We start from the raw sequence: 17200 nt of genomic DNA, 5'->3' as shown, positions 1-17200 counted from the left end.
GAAAATCCTCTGCTAGTGAATGAACTGCAGAGGATTTTTATGTTAATTTCCATTGTAATAAATGCGATGACTTTCAAGTTGATAATCCAACAACTCATCCACCGTTACAAAGGTATAGCCTTGCGATTTGAGGTAGTCAAGGACGGTCGGTAGAGCGTCAATCGTGGTTTGATGGATATCATGCATGAGGATAATCGAACCCGGTTTGACTTCTTTTTTCACTTCATTGAGAATGGCCGTCGTATTATGTGTCTTCCAATCTAAGCTATCCACATCCCACATGATGAAGGATTGGTCTACTCCGTATTGGATGGCGTTATTGATGGCTCCATATGGAGGACGGGTAATCTTGGTTTGGACGCCTGTCGCTTTTTGAATAGCTTCTTGGGTATCCAAGATCTCTTTTTTAGCATTATCCAAGCTCAATTTTGGTAATTGAGGGTGATCCCAGGTATGGTTCCCAATTTGATGACCTTCTTTGCGGACTTGCTTGGCAATATCAGGATTCGCACTAACATTTTTTCCGACCATAAAGAAGGTAGCTTTGGCATTGTATTTCTTTAAGATGGCCAGCGCCTGAGGAGTCGTGGTTGGATCTGGTCCATCATCAAAAGTCAGAGCAATCATCTTACGGTGGCGTTCTTCAATATAGGATTGGTAAGAAGCTAGATCGTCAGGAAGCAAGCGCTCTGTATCAATCACATCATAGAATTTAGACAAGGGAACAGTGAAGGTATCATCTCCCTTAACCTTGCTTGGAAATGGAATGGTAAAATTCCCTTTTTCATATTGGAATTCCCATTGGCTCAAATCCAACTCTGAAAAGTGGGCGACCATTTGATCAATGCTTTCCTCATCCAACTGACGAAAGTCTAGATTCCCTCGCAATTCCTCCAAAAAGATCTGTTTGGCTCCATCTGGATCCGCAAAAACCTGACTGAGGGTCAGAGGGTTGTTCTCATCATCCACGTAGAAGAGAGGTAGTTTCACGGTCTCATCTTTGATGAATTTTCCTTTTTTATACTGGTATTCAACCCTTTTGATTTGGATAGGATGATAGCCAACAAAAGGTGCTTCTGATTCTTCACTATGGTAGAAGGTCAGATGCTTAGGCTCTTTGGTTTTCTCATCAGATCCTAGACGCTGAAGATCTTCTTGAATCTTCTCTTTAATAATCTCAACAGCTTGTCCATCCTTAGTAGGATAATAAGTGGTCACATAAGATGTCCCAATAATCCCTTCCTGAACTTGAACATCTTTCCCTTTTTCAGAGCTTTTCTCTAGTTGGGTGACCTTGGCAAACTGATCCTGATAGGCTTTTTGTTCACGAACCCTTTGAATCTTTTGATAACCGATATACAAAAGACTCAGTAAAAGGAGATTTGTAATGATTAATAATATAGTTTTCGTGTGTTTGAATCTCATAACTTTATTATAGCAAATTTCTATCGAAAAAACATTCCTTTTTTGTAAATGGTTTCATAAAAAAGAGGGCGACTGTCGTCACCGGCAGTGGCCCCTATTTTTAATCACTCTTATTTTTCGCGAATGACTTCTACTTTATATCCATCTGGATCTACAACGAAATAGTAATTCGGTTGCGTTCCTGGAAGACCTTTTGGTTCCGTCACTTCATAGCCTTTAGCCTTGTGTTCGGCATTTAAAGCTTCTAGATCAGGAGTACTCAAGGCAACGTGTGCGTAGCCGTCTCCAATCACATATGGACCATGATCATAATTATAAGTCAATTCCAACTCATAGTCATCTCCAGGCAAGGCCAAATAGACAATCGTGAACTTGTAGTCTGGAAAATCTTTCCGACGTTTTTCTTCAAAACCAAAAGCATCTTGGTAAAAAGCGATTGATTTTTCTAAGTTTTCCACACGAAGGCAAGTGTGCAACATTTTTGAACTCATAAGTTTTCCTCATTTCTATTTTTTTAAATTATGAACGATTTTTTTACGACTTTCCGTCTTGATGGATAATTTTACTTCAAAGATGGAACCTTTTGGTTTATTATCTTTAACTTGAATGGTTCCCTTAAAAGCCTCTACAATTTGTTTGGCTAAAGATAGCCCCAAACCAAATCCACCTTTTTGACGGGTTCTGGCTTTATCCACCCGGTAAAAACGATCAAAGATCCGTTTCTTGTCCTCGTCTCGAACACCAGGTCCATTATCCAGTGCTCTCAAAAGAAGATTTTTGTCCTTCAACTGGACTTCAAACTGAATCTCACCATCTTCGTCGGTGTACTTCAAGGCATTGTCATAGAGAATGGTCATCAACTGCTTGAGGAGCGTTTTATCAGAACAAATGACCTTATCCACCTGATTGTCCCCCTGGAAGAATTTGCCATTTTCTTCCGCAATGATCTCAAAATTCGAGAAGGTCTGATCAAAAAAGCTTGGCTCAATTTCTTCTATCTCTGGCTTCAAGCCATCATCCCTCCGGGCAATATTAAGAAGGTTGGTGGTCAAGAGCTTCATATTTCGAACTTCATCCAAGCTGGATGCAATACTCTCACTTGACTCCATGATGGTTGCCTCAGGTTTTCTAAAAAGCGTTTCGAGGCGATTTTGGAGGACTGCTAAAGGTGTCCGCAATTCATGGGAGGCATTTTCTACGAAAGCCTTTTGCTTTTGCATACTCTCAAGAAGGGGTTTAACGCTGAGACGTGCTAGGAAAAGACTAGCAAACAAAGAAATTCCCCAGAAGCAGATCATGACAAGAGCGATTTGGCTTTCGTGCTCTTCACTCGTCTGCTCCAACTGACTAATATTGGTCATGATAACCGCATACTTGACGTCACTTCCCCCATCATCAGTCAATCCCAAATCTGTCATATAAGCACGGTAACTTTCTTTTTTCCCGTAGCTATTTGTAATTTGGAGCTGGGAAACTTTGTTGAGCAACTTCCGGCCAAAAGTGACAGATTTAAAGTTTAAAAATCCGTTGCCTGTCGTCAGATTTTCATAATTTCTGTTGAGCAATACAACAGTGGTATTGGATGTGACATCTCCTTTGGGTTCTGATTTATCATGATCTGGGATCATCACCTCAGGATCTTCATCATTATCCTTATCTTTCGATTGTCGCTGGTCCCGATAAGCAATAGCCGCTAGCGAATAAGGATCCTTACTTAAAGTCTTGAGGTTCTCATCGACAGTTGTATAGAGACTCGAGCGCATAACCTGAATGATAATCAAGGTCATTGCTGAAAATATCAAGGTAAAGAGCCCAAAATATCGGATGAAGTAGGAAAAATCATCTTCTCCGACAGTTTTCTTAATTCTGGTTAGCATCTTTTAAGATATACCCCACACTGCGCAATGTTTGCAAGCTCTCAACGAAATCAGTACCTTTTAATTTCTTACGGATTTTTGAAACATAGACCTCAACAACAGAGATAGTCGTATCACTGTCAAAGCCCCAAAGGCGATCGAAAATCTGTGTTTTTGGAAGGATGACATTTTGGTTTTGAAGGAAATAGACCAAGAGATCAAATTCCTTCCCAAGAAGTTCCACTTCCTTACCGTCCACGTAAGTCGAATTGGTAGATAAGTTGACCTTCAAATTGCCATAATTAAGGGTGTTTTCATTCACTTTTCCTGAGCGCTTCAAGAGAGCTTGAATCCGCATCTTGAGTTCTTCTAGGTAGAAAGGTTTGGTGAGGTAATCGTCTGCCCCCAGCTCAAATCCGTGTCCTTTGTCATCCAGACTTTCTTTAGCTGTCATGATCAAAACAGGGGTTGTCACGCCTTTTTCACGCAATTCTTTCAAGACATGGAAGCCGTCTTTTTCAGGAAGCATGAGGTCCAGCAAAATCAAATCATAGATCCCGCTTTCTGCTTCGTAAAGACCTTCTTCTCCGTCAAAGACCTGCATGACGTCCGCAAAATCATCTAAAAAATCAAATACTGAATTTGACAAACCAAGGTCATCTTCGACCAATAGAATTTTAATCATCGTCGTATCCTCTTCTCTTTCGTGAGTGAGTCTTTCTAATCTATTCTTAACCATTATAACACGACTTGCCTTCATTTCCTATAGTTTAGAACCTGGTTTTATGATCAAACTCAGCCTGCCTGAGGAAGGCTAATTCTATGAATTTGTCGTGTTTTCTTTGTTACTTTGACTATCACTCGTCTTGTTTTTATTTTTTGAATTCTTCTTATTGGACTTTTTAGAGGAACCCTGGTTCCCTTCTTGTCTGCCAGATTGGTTCATGCCATTATCTGGACCATTCCCTTGTGGGCCACCATTGCCTTCTTGTGGCATCTGACCAGGTCCGCCACCTTGCGGACCACCTTGTCCTTGGCCACCGCCTTGAGGACCGCCATTCTGTGGGCCACCATTTTGCTGGTTTCCTTGTAAAGCATGGCCATTTTGACTATTTTGTTGCTGATTGGATCCTTGGTTTTGACCCGTTTGGACTGGTTGAGAAAATTGTTGGTTATTGGAAGATTGAGAGGCGATGACTCCGACACCAAAGCCACTTCCAGCACCAACCAACAATCCACCAACTGCTGCCATGCCAATCCACCACTTAGGACTTCGTTTTAGGACAACCATTTTTTCTTTTGATTCTTGCGTTTCGACTACTTGTTTTGTTTCTTTTTGATTCATCTTTTTACCTTTTATCTTTTTTTACAAGTACTTGTCTTTTAAATTTTAAAGGGAGCTCGATCCTTTAAGTATGGCGATTATACTTCAAGAGTCTTAAGCCTGCCTAAATTTTTACTTAAAAAATCCTAAAATAAGCGTGGGCCATTGACAGGTTTAGCCTCTTATTGTAGAATAGTTACCATAAAATAAACAAGAGGTTAACTGATATGAAGAAAATCTTTCCCTTAGTTCTCATCTCCATTGGAGTGGCCATGATCTCCGTCCTATCTCAATTCACCATTCCATTTGGACCAATTCCTTTGACCCTGCAGACACTCATGATCGGGATTATCGGAACCATCTATAAACCCAGCCATTCCTTTGTCACAGTCTGTCTTTACCTGCTTTTAGGCTTCTTAGGTTTTCCAGTATTTGCCGGAGGTGCTGGTGGTGCTTCGCATTTCCTTGGTCCTACTGCTGGTTTCCTCCTCTTCTTCCCATTCCGTGCATGGATCACATCTCTATTTACCAATGCTAAATCCAGCATTTTCACTATCTTTTTTGCCAATCTCCTCAGTAGTGCACTCCTCTTTGTATCTGGTGCTATCGGCTTTATGCTGATCACGCATACTGATCTCCAAAAAGCATTTGCTTTGGTCGTTGCTCCCTTTATCCTTGCCGACCTCATCAAACTGATCATCATCACGATCACCAGCAAGGCGATTTTTGCCAGCCTTAAACACCACTGGTATTTCAAATAAGATACAAAGGTCTTAGCGGATATATTAAAAATATCAACATCTGAACACAGATGTTGATTTTTGTTATAGGGATACATGTATAAATCTTTTCAATTTAACTCCTTTTAAAGAGAACACTGTTTTAATGATGAAAAACATAGATCCTCCTTCCTTTATTTTTCCTTATAAAGAACTCTCAAGATCAGTAACTGTGTTAACAAAATCCAGATGATCAGAATGGTGAAGTCAAAAAATGAGACGTGACCATGACTATAGACACAAGCTCGTAGGAGGTTGACAGAAGGGACAAATGGAAGAACATGATAGAGATGGTTTATCCAATCTGGAAGACGACTTGCAGGGTACATGATTGGTGAAAACATCAAACCACTCATGAGAATCAACTGAGACATCAGCGTGACAATATTGGGAGAAAAAGTATACGCAATGGCAAATCCAAGACTGATCATCGTAAGACAGATCAGAAATAGGATGAAAACAGCCAGAACAGATACATTTAGGCGGACAGAAAAACGAAAATAGCCCAGTATAACAGAAATGAATACTCCAGGCAAAATAGCTATCATCCACATCCAAAGATCTGCTAAGGAAATCAGAATTCGTGGTATTGGAAGGGCTCTTACATAGTCTACATGTCCTTCTGACTTCGCATTTGCTATAACAGGCGATGAAATAGTACAGCCAATAGAAATAATTCCTATCAAAACTGAACCAGAAGAGAGATAGTAGGCAGCTGTCGTATTAATCTCACCGATCACTAGTGGATAACCAAAAAGAAGTGAAATGGATAACAGAACCTGAGCTAGCGTAAAGAGTAGAAATAGATCTTTTTGACGAAGATAGTTCCAACGAAGTAAGTAAAAAAATTGAGTCATATCAGTTTGTCAACTCCTCTCTATAAAGATCTGAAATGGATACGTTTTTCTGAGCAAGTGACAGATTAAAAATATTCTTTCTATCCAATTCCTGTGTTAGTTTTGGTAGCAGTCTTGTTAACTCCTTCTCTTCTACTTCAATCTGGCAAATCGAACCATTGATGATGCTATAATCTTGGAATAGAGCTAAGCTATCTTCATTCCTAAACTCAAAAGATATTTGGTACTGTTTTTGATAGGTTATTTGCTGAACTGGTCCTGATTTGATTAACTTCCCATGGTTAAATAAGGCATAGTTGTCTGCATATTTTTCAACTTCCAACAAGTTATGTGTCACAATAATAATGGTATGACCTTTATGCGCTAGCTTCTGTAATAATTGCCACTGTTTTTCACGACGTATTGGATCGACATCGTTCGTCGGCTCATCAAGAAGAATAATGGTCGGAGATCCGATCAAAGCCATTGCAAAAGAAGTTAGACGCTTTAAACCGCCTGAGAGATCCTTTCCTTGTTTTGCCCGGTACTCCTTAATTTCCAAGTCGATTAGGAGCTGATCCATTTCCTTTTGTAAATCTAAGGTGTTTAATCCTCTCATTCTTCCAAGCATTTCTATGTTTTGTTCCACCGTCAATTTCTCAAGTGGTGCATACTGTTGTGACATATAGCTCATCATTGAGCGAGCTTGTTTACGATTCTGTACAAAAGAAATATCTCCATAGCATACATCTCCTTTATCAGGTTTGGTAAAACCAATCATTTGATTTAAGAGGGTGGACTTACCAGCACCATTGTGTCCTAAAAAGGCTGTAATTTTAGCAGCTTCTATTTCTAAGGAAATATGGTTATTAGCAAAATGTTGCTTATCGAATGATTTTGTCAAATCTCTAATAGTCAGTGTCGCAAATGTCTTCATCTCATCACTCAAGACTGAGAAGATTTTCCCAGCTTCCTTCATTTTTGATAAGATTATTGTATAATAAACATATGACTTTCCATGGTTTACGTCATGATTTACCATTTTAGTGTCATAATTAGCCAACTCAATTTGATAAGGGGGACTTATGTTAAACGTCGTTATTTGTGATGACTCAACTAGAGATGCTAGTCAGTTAGAACAGTATTTACTTTCTTACGACAAGGTTCCTGTAGAAACAAAACTATATACAAATCCACAAAAAATGCTAGAACAGTTAACAAGGGATACGCATTGTGTTTTTTTGGATATTGATATGCCACAAATTACCGGAATTGACCTTGCACGTGAAATTCGTCAGTTCAATCCTTTTATCCCCATTATTTTTGTGACCAGCTATCGTGATTACATGGAACAAGTATTTGAAGTACAGACTTTTGATTACTTAGTAAAACCCATTGAACCCCAAAGGTTAAATAAGGTAGTAGATAGGATCTTGCGTTATTTAGATTTAGGACAAACCATCTTTAACTTCTCATTTGGAAAACAAAGTTACTCTATTCCTTTAAGTGACATTACCTATTTTGAGAAAGATAAGCGTTCCGTTTTTATTTACACACTAGCAGATACCTATAAGTCCTTACTGAAAACTCAAGACATTTTAGATAAACTACCTGATTATTTTATTCAAATTCATGCTTCTTATATTGTAAATCCCAAATATATCAAAGATTTTGATGCGAAAACAGTAACTATTTTGCTAAATGGAACCGAGGAGCATTCACTTCCAATTAGTCGTAAGTTCCATTCTTCTTTTAAAGAAAAATACTATAACTATCTCAGTGAAAGGAATTTCTAATGCTAATAGGAATGCGGATCATTAGCATCTTGTTTGACTTATTTCTGGCAAGTGTTTTATTTTATAGGCCAATATCCAAAAGTAAACATTCAAAAGAAATACTTTTAGTCCTTTGTTGTTTCTTGCTTTTTCATGTGGCTCTTGTATTTCTATTTTTAGAAAGTCGCGTTTTTTTAGTTAGCAATCTCTTTCTGAGTATTGTAGAATCCTCTCTTGTAGGACTCTATTTTGGCTACTCCTTTCGTGATTCTTCTTTTTGGATATTCTTACAAACAAGCCTGACATTATTAGCCGGAGCCGTCCTCAATCAAGCTATCCAACTATTTCTTCCACTGTCAAAAGTATCGAAAAATTTAGAACTGATTAGTGGTTACCTTGCCATCAGTTTTCTTTTTTCAACTGTGATCACTCTTGTTCTTCGACAGTTATTTCGAACACATCAAAAGTTAACCATGGCAACATCTAGAAAAAATTGGCTTTATCAATTTATCGTGCCGATTTTATCGATTATTTTTGCCTTTACTGTATCTGCTATTCAAGGACAAGTATTTGGACAAGATTATCTTTCTGTCATTTCACTCTTGTCTCTTATTGTATTGTCGTTTTCCTCGCTGTATTTTACCTTACATCTTTCTCAACAACAGCACGCTTATTATCAAAATAAATTAGATAAAGAACAACTTCAGTTCCAATTAAGAGAAACACAACAGTCTCAAGAGGAATACCAACGATTGCAAAGTCTTCGGCATGACTTAAAAAATAAACATTTAACCCTCTTGGCACTTCTAGAAGAAAATCCTGATGAGGCTAGAGAGTATCTTCAATCATTAACCGATAGTATTTCAGGAAAACAAACCTTTTACTCCAAAAATCCAACGGTTAATTATTTACTAAATCAAAAACTGCACGATGTGGAAGATGCAATTGCATTAGAAATTGACTGCTTTATCCCACAAGAACTATCTATTCAGCCCGATGTTCTAGCTGTTATTTTAGGAAATTGTTTGGATAATAGTATTTCAGCCTGCCTTCGATTGACTGATAAATCGGAGAGAACATTATCTCTGAATATACGTTATTTTCAACAAAATCTATTTATTTCGATCAACAATACCTTTAATGAACAGGAACAAGAGACTCGTAAAACACGTCAAAGAGATGGTTGGGGCTTGCGAAACGTTGATGCCCTAGTACAAGAATACCAAGGAACTATCAAGCGATTCAAAGAAAATGGCCACTATCGAACGGAGATTCTCTTACCAAGTCCAATAAACTAATGATCCTTCTCCTTCGATATCCAATACAAATAATTCATTGAAAAACAAAAGATGAGGCTGGGACAAAAGTCCTAGCCTCTCAATTATTTTTGGATTGTCGAGCAAGACGCAGTGGTTGAGTGGGCTCTAGTACGCTGATTTCATCAGCTTTTACAGCCCTACTCAACTGTGCGGAGGTGGGACGACGAAATCGAATTCTAACGAATTACCGATTTCTGTCCCACTCTCATCTTTTTTAAATCTATTTTGTCGCAAGGATAGCAGCTTCTACTGCTGCTTTTTCCCGTTGGATTAAATCCACACGCGCTGCGATTTCCTTGATTCCCATGCTGATGTTTCGGCTGATCGCCATATCATCCAATTGAGGCTCAAAGAAGGCCTTGTATTCATTCAACCGTTCATGGGTCTTGAAACAGTTAGCTGGGTAGATGACAAACTTATCAAAGCTCATATCACCACCAAGTGCTTTCTTGATCCAATCCCAGTTTTCACGCGCCCAAGTCCAGGTTCTACCTTGGGTAAAGTCATCATGCAAGAAGTTGTAATACCAGCTCATAGCCAAGTCCTGAGGTTTCACCACATCCTTGTTCTTCCACTCCTTCAATAGAGCTTCCAAAGTTTCCTCATCCTTGGTATAAGAAAGTGCAGCCGCCAACTGGCGTTTAAAGTTCCCATCTACTGTCTTAACATAAGTATCCAGGTATTGTTGGCTAAGCTCCTTGGTTTCCTGGTGCTTGATTTGGTTGACCAAGATTTGCAAGCGGATGGCAGCTGGAAGTTTTTCCAAATCATCTGCATGCGCTTCAAAGATAGCGCTCGCTTGAGCTTTTGCAGCTTCATCATTGGCCTTGATCATATTAGCAATCATTAGTTGACGAACTTTTTCGTCTTCTTCTGTTTCACCAGGCTTAGCTTCTAGACCCAAGCGTTCAAAGTTGTAACGGTTCAGGCGTTTCAACAACTCATGGAAGGCCGCTTCTGTTTCAGTTCCTTCATCCACAAAGAGACTGATTCCAGCTAAGACGCTCGAAACAGCTGAAACAACCAAGTAGGAACTTTCTTCTGTCAAGTGTTCAATCACTGGCAAGAGGCTTGCATAAGAAATTTGACCACTTTCCGCTAAGAGACGGCGTTCTTGAACCACTTGTAGTTTCGAAGTGCTATCCAAGCTAGCAAGTTCAGCAAGGATGTCTTCCAACAATTCCCCACGGTAGTCACTGATATAATGAGCTGTATTTTCTGTATTGAAGCGAAGAGCTCCGCTGTTAGCTGCTTTCAAGGCACTGTAGTTTGGAATTTCTAAGACTTCAGTTTCCAAAGTATCTGGAATACCTGTCCAGTTGCTATTTAAAGGAACAACCCACTTGCGACCTTTTTCTTCTCTTTCTCCGATGAAGAACTGCTCTTGACGGATGATCAAGGTATCGTTCTCCACAGAAGCTGAGACAACAGGGTATCCTGGTTGCTCCAACCATGAATCCATAAAGGCTGCGACATCACGACCTGAAGCCTGCCCAAGAGCATCCCAAAGGTCACGACCGATGGTATTGCTGTATTGGTGTTTTTCAAAGTAGATCTTCAAGCCTTTACGGAAGGCGTCATCGCCTAACCAACGGCGAAGCATGTGCATGAGACGGCTACCCTTGGCGTAAACGATTGCTGGGTCAAAGAGGGTGTTGATCTCATCAGGGTGTTTGACTTCCACATGGACGGATTGAACGCCATCTGTAGCATCGCGTTTCAAGGCAGCAGGCACACCGGTTGTTTGGAAGTCTTCGAAGATATTCCAGCTTGGTTCGATAGCATCCAAGCTGACATATTCCATCATATTGGCAAAACTTTCATTCAACCAGAGGTCATCCCACCATTTCATGGTCACGAGGTTTCCGAACCATTGGTGAGCCAATTCGTGAGCCACCACCAAGGCTACTGTTTGACGGCTTTGGGCAGTCGAGTTTTCATCTACAAGGAGATAAACTTCACGGTAGGTTACCAAGCCCCAATTTTCCATCGCTCCTGAAGAGAAGTCTGGAAGAGCGATATGAAGGGATTGAGGGATTGGATACTTAACGCCATAGTAGTCTTCGTAGAATTCAATAGCACGAACGGCAATATCTAATGAGAAGTCCAAATTTTCTAATGGGTGAGCTTTTGTTGAGTAGACTCCGACAAGGGTTCCATTCTTAGTCTTAGCTGTCACTCCTTGGAGGTCTCCAGCCGCAAAGGCCAAGAGGTAAGAAGACATGCGAGGAGTTGTGTCAAACTTCCAAATACCTGTTTCTTTACGGTTTTCCACATCAATTTCAGGCATGTTTGAAAGGGCAATTTCACCTTCTTCTTGGTCAAATTTCAAAGAAAGATCAAATGTTGCTTTAGCTTCTGGCTCATCCACACTTGGGAAGGCTTCACGCGCAAAATGGCTCTCAAACTGAGTAGAGAGGACTTCCTTCTTCACACCATCAATACTGTAGTAAGATGGGTAAATCCCAGTCATATTGTCTGTGATCTTACCAGAATAGGTCAAGGTAATCGTTACTTGACCTGTCCCTTCTAATTCAACATAGACTGCTTCATTGTCATCATCCACCGTAAATGTGCGGGCTTGACCTGCTACTTCTACTGTTTCGATGGTCAAATCCTTTTGGTGAAGCGAGATGCGAGTCTCTTTTGCTTCTCCGTTAATGGTCACTTTCCCTGAGAAAGTTTTACTAGAGCGGTTCAAATCCAAGAATAGATCGTAGTGCTCAGGTACAAATGTATCAATAAAATGTGCAACTGCTTGCATAATTTCCTCCTTTTTATTTTCCATGCTTTCCAATCAAAAGCCCTAATAAAACTATTTTATCACAAAGTCAAAATAAAAGAAAAGACAAGCATGAGAATGCCTGTCTGAGATCGGAAAGACGTCCTGATCTTACATTTCGATAATTTTACCTGTTTCAAAGTAAACTACCCATTCACAGATATTTTTTGCATAATCTCCGATGCGTTCCAAGAAGTTGATCACTTGGAAATAATCACGACCCGTCACGATGGACTCTGGATTTTTCCGAATTTCTTCTGTTGCTAATTCTTGGATACTATCAAAATAATGGTTGATGACTTCGTCTCGTGAAGCAACTTCATAGGCCAAATCCACATCGCCTTTGAGGTAAACATCTAGTGTCGCTTCGACAAAATCTTTGACTTCACGGCCCATCTTGCTGATTTCTTCCTCAACAGATTGGATACGAACTTCCCCTTTCATGCGAATCGTTGCCTTGGCAATCGATACTGCGTGGTCCCCCATCCGCTCCAAGTCAGAAACTGCTTTTAAGACGGTCATCACGACACGAAGGTCTTGTGAAACCGGCTGTTGAAGGGCGATAATCTCAAAAGACTTACGCTCTAGCTTCACTTCGTATTCGTTGATCTCCGCATCATCTTCGATGACCTGACGGGCCAATTCACGGTCATGGGTCACGAAAGCACGAACCGTACGGTTGATCTGACTCAACACTTCATTTCCCATTGCGTAAAACTGGTTATGCAACTTCTCTAAATCTTCTTCAAATTGAACTCGTAACATTTTATTTTCTTCCTATCCAAATTTACCAGAGACATAGTCTTCTGTTTCTTTCTTAGCTGGGTTCAAGAACATTTCATTGGTATCATTGTACTCAATCAAATCGCCATCCAAGAAAAAGGCAGTTTTATCGGAAATCCGACTTGCTTGTTGCATGGAGCGTGTCACCAAGAGCATGGTGTAGCGGTCTTTTAGTCCATACAAGGTTTCTTCAATTTTGCCAGCTGAAATCGGGTCCAGCGCTGAAGTTGGCTCATCCAAAAGAATAATCTTTGGACTGGTCGCAAGAACCCGCGCCACACAGACCCGCTGTTGCTGACCACCGGAAAGTCCGATAGCCGAATCATGCAGGCGATCCTTGACTTCATCCCAGATGGAAGCGCGTTTCAGAGAGGTTTCAACTGCTTCATCCAAGATAGCCTTGTCCTTGACACCATTAATCATCAATCCATAGGTCACATTATCATAAATGGACATTGGAAAAGGATTGGGCTGTTGGAAGACCATTCCGATTTCCTTACGCAATTCGACCGTATCGGTCCGTGGTCCGTAGATATTGTGACCGTTGTAGAGGATAGTCCCTGTGGTGGTGACCTCATGGTTGAGGTCTCCCATGCGGTTAATGGCTTTTAAAAGAGTAGATTTCCCTGATCCTGAAGGACCAATCAAGGCTGTGATCTCCTTTGGAGCAAAGTCCAAGGAGACGCTATTTAGAGCCTTCTTTTTATTGTAATAAACCGACAAGTCCTTGACTTGCAAAATTGGTTCTGTCATTCTATTTTCCTTTTTGTTGTCATTTTACTTTATCCAAAGTGACCCGATACATAATCGTTGGTCGATTGCAATTTCGCATTTTGGAAAATATTCGAAGTCTTATCGTACTCGATAAGGTTCCCAAGGTAGAAGAAACCGGTATAATCGCTAGCACGGGCTGCTTGTTGCATGCTGTGGGTCACGATGACAATCGTATAATCTTTCTTCAACTCAAGCATGGTTTCTTCTAATTGAGCTGTCGCAATCGGATCAAGTGCTGAAGCAGGCTCATCCATGAGTAAGATATCTGGCTTCACAGAGATGGCCCGTGCGATACAAAGTCGTTGCTGTTGGCCACCTGAAAGTGTCAGGGCTGATTTATGAAGATCATCCTTAACCTGATCCCATAGAGCTGCCTGTTTCAAAGAAGTTTCGACCAATTCGTCCAAGATCTTCTTGTCTTTCACCCCAGCGCGTTCATGCGGGAAGGTGATGTTTTTATAAATCGATTTGGCAAAAGGATTGGGCCGTTGGAAAACCATTCCAATGTGCTTGCGCATTTCATAAACATTGATATCTGGACGATTGACATCGATTCCTTCATACCAAATTTCACCCGTTACACGCGCAATATCGATGGTATCATTCATCCGGTTCAAACTACGGAGGTAGGTTGATTTCCCAGATCCTGAAGGACCGATCAAGGCTGTAATCTTATTCTTTTCAAACTGCATGTCGACGCCTTTAATGGACTCGTTCGTTCCATAATAGACATGCAAATCTTTGGTCGATAGGACCACCTTTTCTTCAGGAAAAGTAATGATGTGTCTCTCATCCCAATTGTATTTTGACATTTCTTCTCCTTTAAGCAGATGTTAGTTTTTTATGGAGGTAACTTCCGAGTTTGCGCGCTCCAAAGTTAAAGATCAAGATAAAGATCAAAAGAACGGCGGCTGAACCGGCTGAGACTTCGATCGAGTCTGGAATAGTTCCTTCACTGTTGACCTTCCAGATATGGACGGCCAAGGTTTCAGCCTGACGGAAGATCGAAATCGGACTGGTCACACTAAAGATATTCCAGTTTGACCAATCAAGGGCTGGAGCCGATTGACCTGCTGTATAGATCAAGGCAGCAGCTTCCCCAAAGATCCGTCCCGAAGCCAAGACGACCCCAGTGATAATACTTGGAAGAGCTTCTGGTACCACGACATGGATCACAGTTTCCCAGCGAGACAAGCCCAGAGCTAGACCTGCTTCGCGCTGCGTATGGTGGACGTGCTGCAAGCTATCTTCGATATTGCGGGTCATCTGTGGCAGATTAAAGACGGTCAAGGCCAAGGCCCCTGAAATGATCGAAAATCCATATTTGAACTGGACAACGAAGACCAGGTAACCAAAGAGACCTACAACAACAGATGGCAAAGAAGACAAGATCTCAATACAGGTACGAACCAAATTGGTCAAGCGACCTTTTTTAGCGTACTCAGAGAGGTAAATCCCAGCTCCAAGAGAAAGTGGGAAGGAAATCACCAAGGTAATGACCAAGAGGAAGAAGGAATTATACAATTGAATTCCGATCCCTCCTCCTGCTTGGTAAGAAGAAGATTTCCCAGTCAAGAAGTGCCAAGATACATGGGGCAAGCCACGGACCAAGATATAAAGGATTAATGAGGCAAGAATCGCAACGATGATCCCTGAAATAGCATACAGCACTCCTGTCGCAATTTTATCCATTCGTTTAGCGTGCATAGTTCTTCTTACCTCTTTCTTTCGTAATCAGTTTAATCACACTGTTAAAGGCAAGACTCATGAGGAGCAATACCAAGGCGAGTGACCAAAGAACATTGTTATTGACCGTACCCATGACGGTATTTCCGATTCCCATCGTCAAAATAGAGGTGAGGGTGGAAGCTGGTGTTGTGAGCGAGGTTGGTACCACTGCCGAGTTTCCGACCACCATCTGGATAGCCAAGGCTTCCCCGAAGGCACGCGCCATTCCAAAGACAACCGCTGTAAAGATTCCAGAGCGGGCTGCCTTGAGCGTGACATGCCAAATGGTTTGCCAGCGTGTCGCACCCATGGCCATACTAGCTTCCCGATAATGACGAGGCACAGCTCGGAGGCTATCGGTCGTCATAAAGGTGACAGTTGGCAAGATCATAACAAAGAGGACAAAGACCCCTGAGAGAATCCCAAAACCAGTCCCTCCAAAGAGACTACGCGTAAATGGGACGACCACTTGAAGGCCAATGAATCCGTAAACAACTGAAGGAATCCCTACTAAGAGCTCAATGGCTGGTTGCAAGAAACGAGCTCCTTTGGGTGAGACTTCTGTCATGAAAACTGCTGCACCAATGGCAAACGGCGTTGCCAAGAGGGCAGAAAGCAAGGTTACAATAAAGGAACCTAGAATCATTGGTAGGGCTCCGAATTCCTTTGCAGCAGGATTCCAAGAGCTCCCAAATAGAAAACTAAAGATATTGACTTTATTGACAAAGAAAGTCGATAAACCTTTTTGGGCCACGAAAATCAAAATCATGGCAACGACGACAACAATCAAACTCATGCATAGAAAAGTAATGGTTTTCCCAAATTTTTCTAGGCGGGAGTTTTTTGATTTCGTCAGCATTTTTTTTGCTACTTCGTTCATTTTTTACCTAATTCTTTTATTTTTTTGACACATTCCCTTTTAAATCACGGGTGACTTTCATGTCATTGATCGGGATATAGCCCATCTTACCAACAACTTTTTGCTGAACCTCATCGGTCATCATGTAGTCAATGAATTTTTTAGACAACTCATTGGGTTTCCCTTTCGTATACATGTGTTCGTAGGACCAGATTGGCCAGTTATTGTTGACGACATTGGCTTTGGTTGGTTGATAGCCATTGAGCTTCATGGTTTTGACACTGCTATCCAAGTAGGTAAACGCTAGATAAGAGATGGCTCCTGGCGTTTGAGAAACGATGTTTTTCACCATTCCATTAGAATCCTGCTCTTGGGCCTGCTTGGGTTGTTTGCCATCCATGATAATCGCATCAAAGACAGCTCGACTACCAGAACCAACCGCCCGGTTCACAATCGTGATTTCAAGATTTGGACCTCCCAATTGCTTCCAGTTGGTATATTCACCTGTAAAGATCTTTCGCAATTGCTCAGTTGTCAAATTGTCGATTGAGATATTTTTATTGGCAATGATGGCTGTCCCTGCTACGGCTACCTGATGGTCGACCAGACTAGAGGCATCAATCCCAGATTTTTCCTCCGCAAACAGGTCACTATTTCCGATATCTACAGCGCCTGATTGAACTTGTGAAAGTCCTGTACCAGAACCTCCTCCTTGTACATTCACAATCTTACCAGGATGTTCTTCGATGTAGCGATCTACTACTCCTTCAACCAAGGGTTGTAAGGCAGTCGAACCAACAGCAGTGATTGATTCTCCACGATTGATCCAAGAAGCACAAGCAGATAAACTTCCTGCTAATGCGATCGTCGCTAGTCCTAGGATCAGCTTTTTAGACTTTTTCAAATCATGTCTCCTTGATATTTCACTATTTCACTTATAATTTTGACAAGTTTTTTCAA

The 17200-nt window shown here is 41.1% G+C and carries 17 protein-coding genes; 3 read left to right on the top strand and 14 right to left on the bottom strand.

Going from position 1 to position 17200, the window contains the following annotated elements:
* Positions 1-42 precede the first annotated feature (42 nt).
* From PCY07_RS04025 to PCY07_RS04005, 5 genes are all read right to left on the bottom strand, one after another.
* Positions 43-1425: a polysaccharide deacetylase family protein gene (locus PCY07_RS04025; RefSeq protein WP_301355358.1), complete on the bottom strand. Its 1383-nt coding sequence runs from the start codon at positions 1423-1425 to the stop codon at positions 43-45.
* Positions 1426-1535: 110 nt separating this feature from the next.
* Complete coding sequence (locus PCY07_RS04020; protein WP_049488213.1) at positions 1536-1916, bottom strand: VOC family protein; 381 nt, start codon at positions 1914-1916, stop codon at positions 1536-1538.
* Positions 1917-1931: 15 nt separating this feature from the next.
* Positions 1932-3302, bottom strand: a complete 1371-nt coding sequence (locus tag PCY07_RS04015; protein WP_013903377.1) for a cell wall metabolism sensor histidine kinase WalK — start codon at positions 3300-3302, stop codon at positions 1932-1934.
* Complete coding sequence (locus PCY07_RS04010) at positions 3286-3966, bottom strand: response regulator transcription factor (protein ID WP_037607818.1); 681 nt, start codon at positions 3964-3966, stop codon at positions 3286-3288. The genes PCY07_RS04015 and PCY07_RS04010 overlap by 17 nt, the downstream gene beginning before the upstream one ends.
* Positions 3967-4101: 135 nt before the next feature.
* Positions 4102-4626, bottom strand: a complete 525-nt coding sequence (locus PCY07_RS04005; protein ID WP_003017467.1) for a hypothetical protein — start codon at positions 4624-4626, stop codon at positions 4102-4104.
* A 206-nt stretch (positions 4627-4832) separates the two neighbouring features.
* Between PCY07_RS04005 and PCY07_RS04000 the strand changes: the two genes are divergently transcribed.
* Entirely contained in the window at positions 4833-5366 is a 534-nt protein-coding gene (locus tag PCY07_RS04000) for a BioY family transporter (RefSeq protein ID WP_003017471.1), read from the top strand.
* Between the two features lie 152 nt (positions 5367-5518).
* On the opposite strand, the gene PCY07_RS03995 is transcribed toward PCY07_RS04000, so the two are convergent.
* Entirely contained in the window at positions 5519-6241 is a 723-nt protein-coding gene (locus PCY07_RS03995) for an ABC transporter permease (RefSeq protein ID WP_003017479.1), read from the bottom strand.
* Position 6242: 1 nt separating this feature from the next.
* Entirely contained in the window at positions 6243-7199 is a 957-nt protein-coding gene (locus tag PCY07_RS03990) for an ABC transporter ATP-binding protein (protein WP_301355405.1), read from the bottom strand.
* A 106-nt stretch (positions 7200-7305) separates the two neighbouring features.
* On the opposite strand from PCY07_RS03990, the gene PCY07_RS03985 reads away from it, so the two are divergent.
* Complete coding sequence (locus PCY07_RS03985) at positions 7306-8016, top strand: LytTR family DNA-binding domain-containing protein (protein ID WP_003017463.1); 711 nt, start codon at positions 7306-7308, stop codon at positions 8014-8016.
* Positions 8016-9293, top strand: a complete 1278-nt coding sequence (locus PCY07_RS03980; RefSeq protein WP_301355352.1) for a GHKL domain-containing protein — start codon at positions 8016-8018, stop codon at positions 9291-9293. The genes PCY07_RS03985 and PCY07_RS03980 overlap by 1 nt, the downstream gene beginning before the upstream one ends.
* Positions 9294-9534: 241 nt before the next feature.
* On the opposite strand, the gene PCY07_RS03975 is transcribed toward PCY07_RS03980, so the two are convergent.
* The 7 genes from PCY07_RS03975 to PCY07_RS03945 form a co-directional block, all read right to left on the bottom strand.
* Positions 9535-12078, bottom strand: a complete 2544-nt coding sequence (locus PCY07_RS03975; protein ID WP_041826275.1) for a M1 family metallopeptidase — start codon at positions 12076-12078, stop codon at positions 9535-9537.
* A 129-nt stretch (positions 12079-12207) separates the two neighbouring features.
* On the bottom strand, positions 12208-12861 hold the full coding sequence (gene phoU / locus PCY07_RS03970; protein ID WP_003006603.1) for a phosphate signaling complex protein PhoU: 654 nt from the start codon (positions 12859-12861) through the stop codon (positions 12208-12210).
* Between the two features lie 12 nt (positions 12862-12873).
* Positions 12874-13632 carry a phosphate ABC transporter ATP-binding protein PstB gene (pstB, locus tag PCY07_RS03965; RefSeq protein ID WP_014713134.1) on the bottom strand — a complete coding sequence of 253 codons (759 nt, stop codon included), beginning with the start codon at positions 13630-13632 and terminating at the stop codon, positions 12874-12876.
* A 29-nt stretch (positions 13633-13661) separates the two neighbouring features.
* Entirely contained in the window at positions 13662-14465 is an 804-nt protein-coding gene (pstB, locus tag PCY07_RS03960) for a phosphate ABC transporter ATP-binding protein PstB (RefSeq protein WP_003006600.1), read from the bottom strand.
* 10 nt (positions 14466-14475) lie between these two features.
* Entirely contained in the window at positions 14476-15360 is an 885-nt protein-coding gene (gene pstA / locus PCY07_RS03955; RefSeq protein ID WP_003006597.1) for a phosphate ABC transporter permease PstA, read from the bottom strand.
* On the bottom strand, positions 15350-16261 hold the full coding sequence (gene pstC / locus PCY07_RS03950; RefSeq protein ID WP_014713132.1) for a phosphate ABC transporter permease subunit PstC: 912 nt from the start codon (positions 16259-16261) through the stop codon (positions 15350-15352). The genes pstA and pstC overlap by 11 nt, the downstream gene beginning before the upstream one ends.
* Before the next feature lie 16 nt (positions 16262-16277).
* On the bottom strand, positions 16278-17144 hold the full coding sequence (locus tag PCY07_RS03945; protein WP_301355351.1) for a phosphate ABC transporter substrate-binding protein PstS family protein: 867 nt from the start codon (positions 17142-17144) through the stop codon (positions 16278-16280).
* Positions 17145-17200 lie beyond the last annotated feature (56 nt).

Source organism: Streptococcus sp. SP1, from assembly GCF_030440005.1.
Taxonomy (GTDB): domain Bacteria; phylum Bacillota; class Bacilli; order Lactobacillales; family Streptococcaceae; genus Streptococcus; species Streptococcus parasanguinis.
This window is presented reverse-complemented; position numbering and strand designations above follow the sequence as displayed.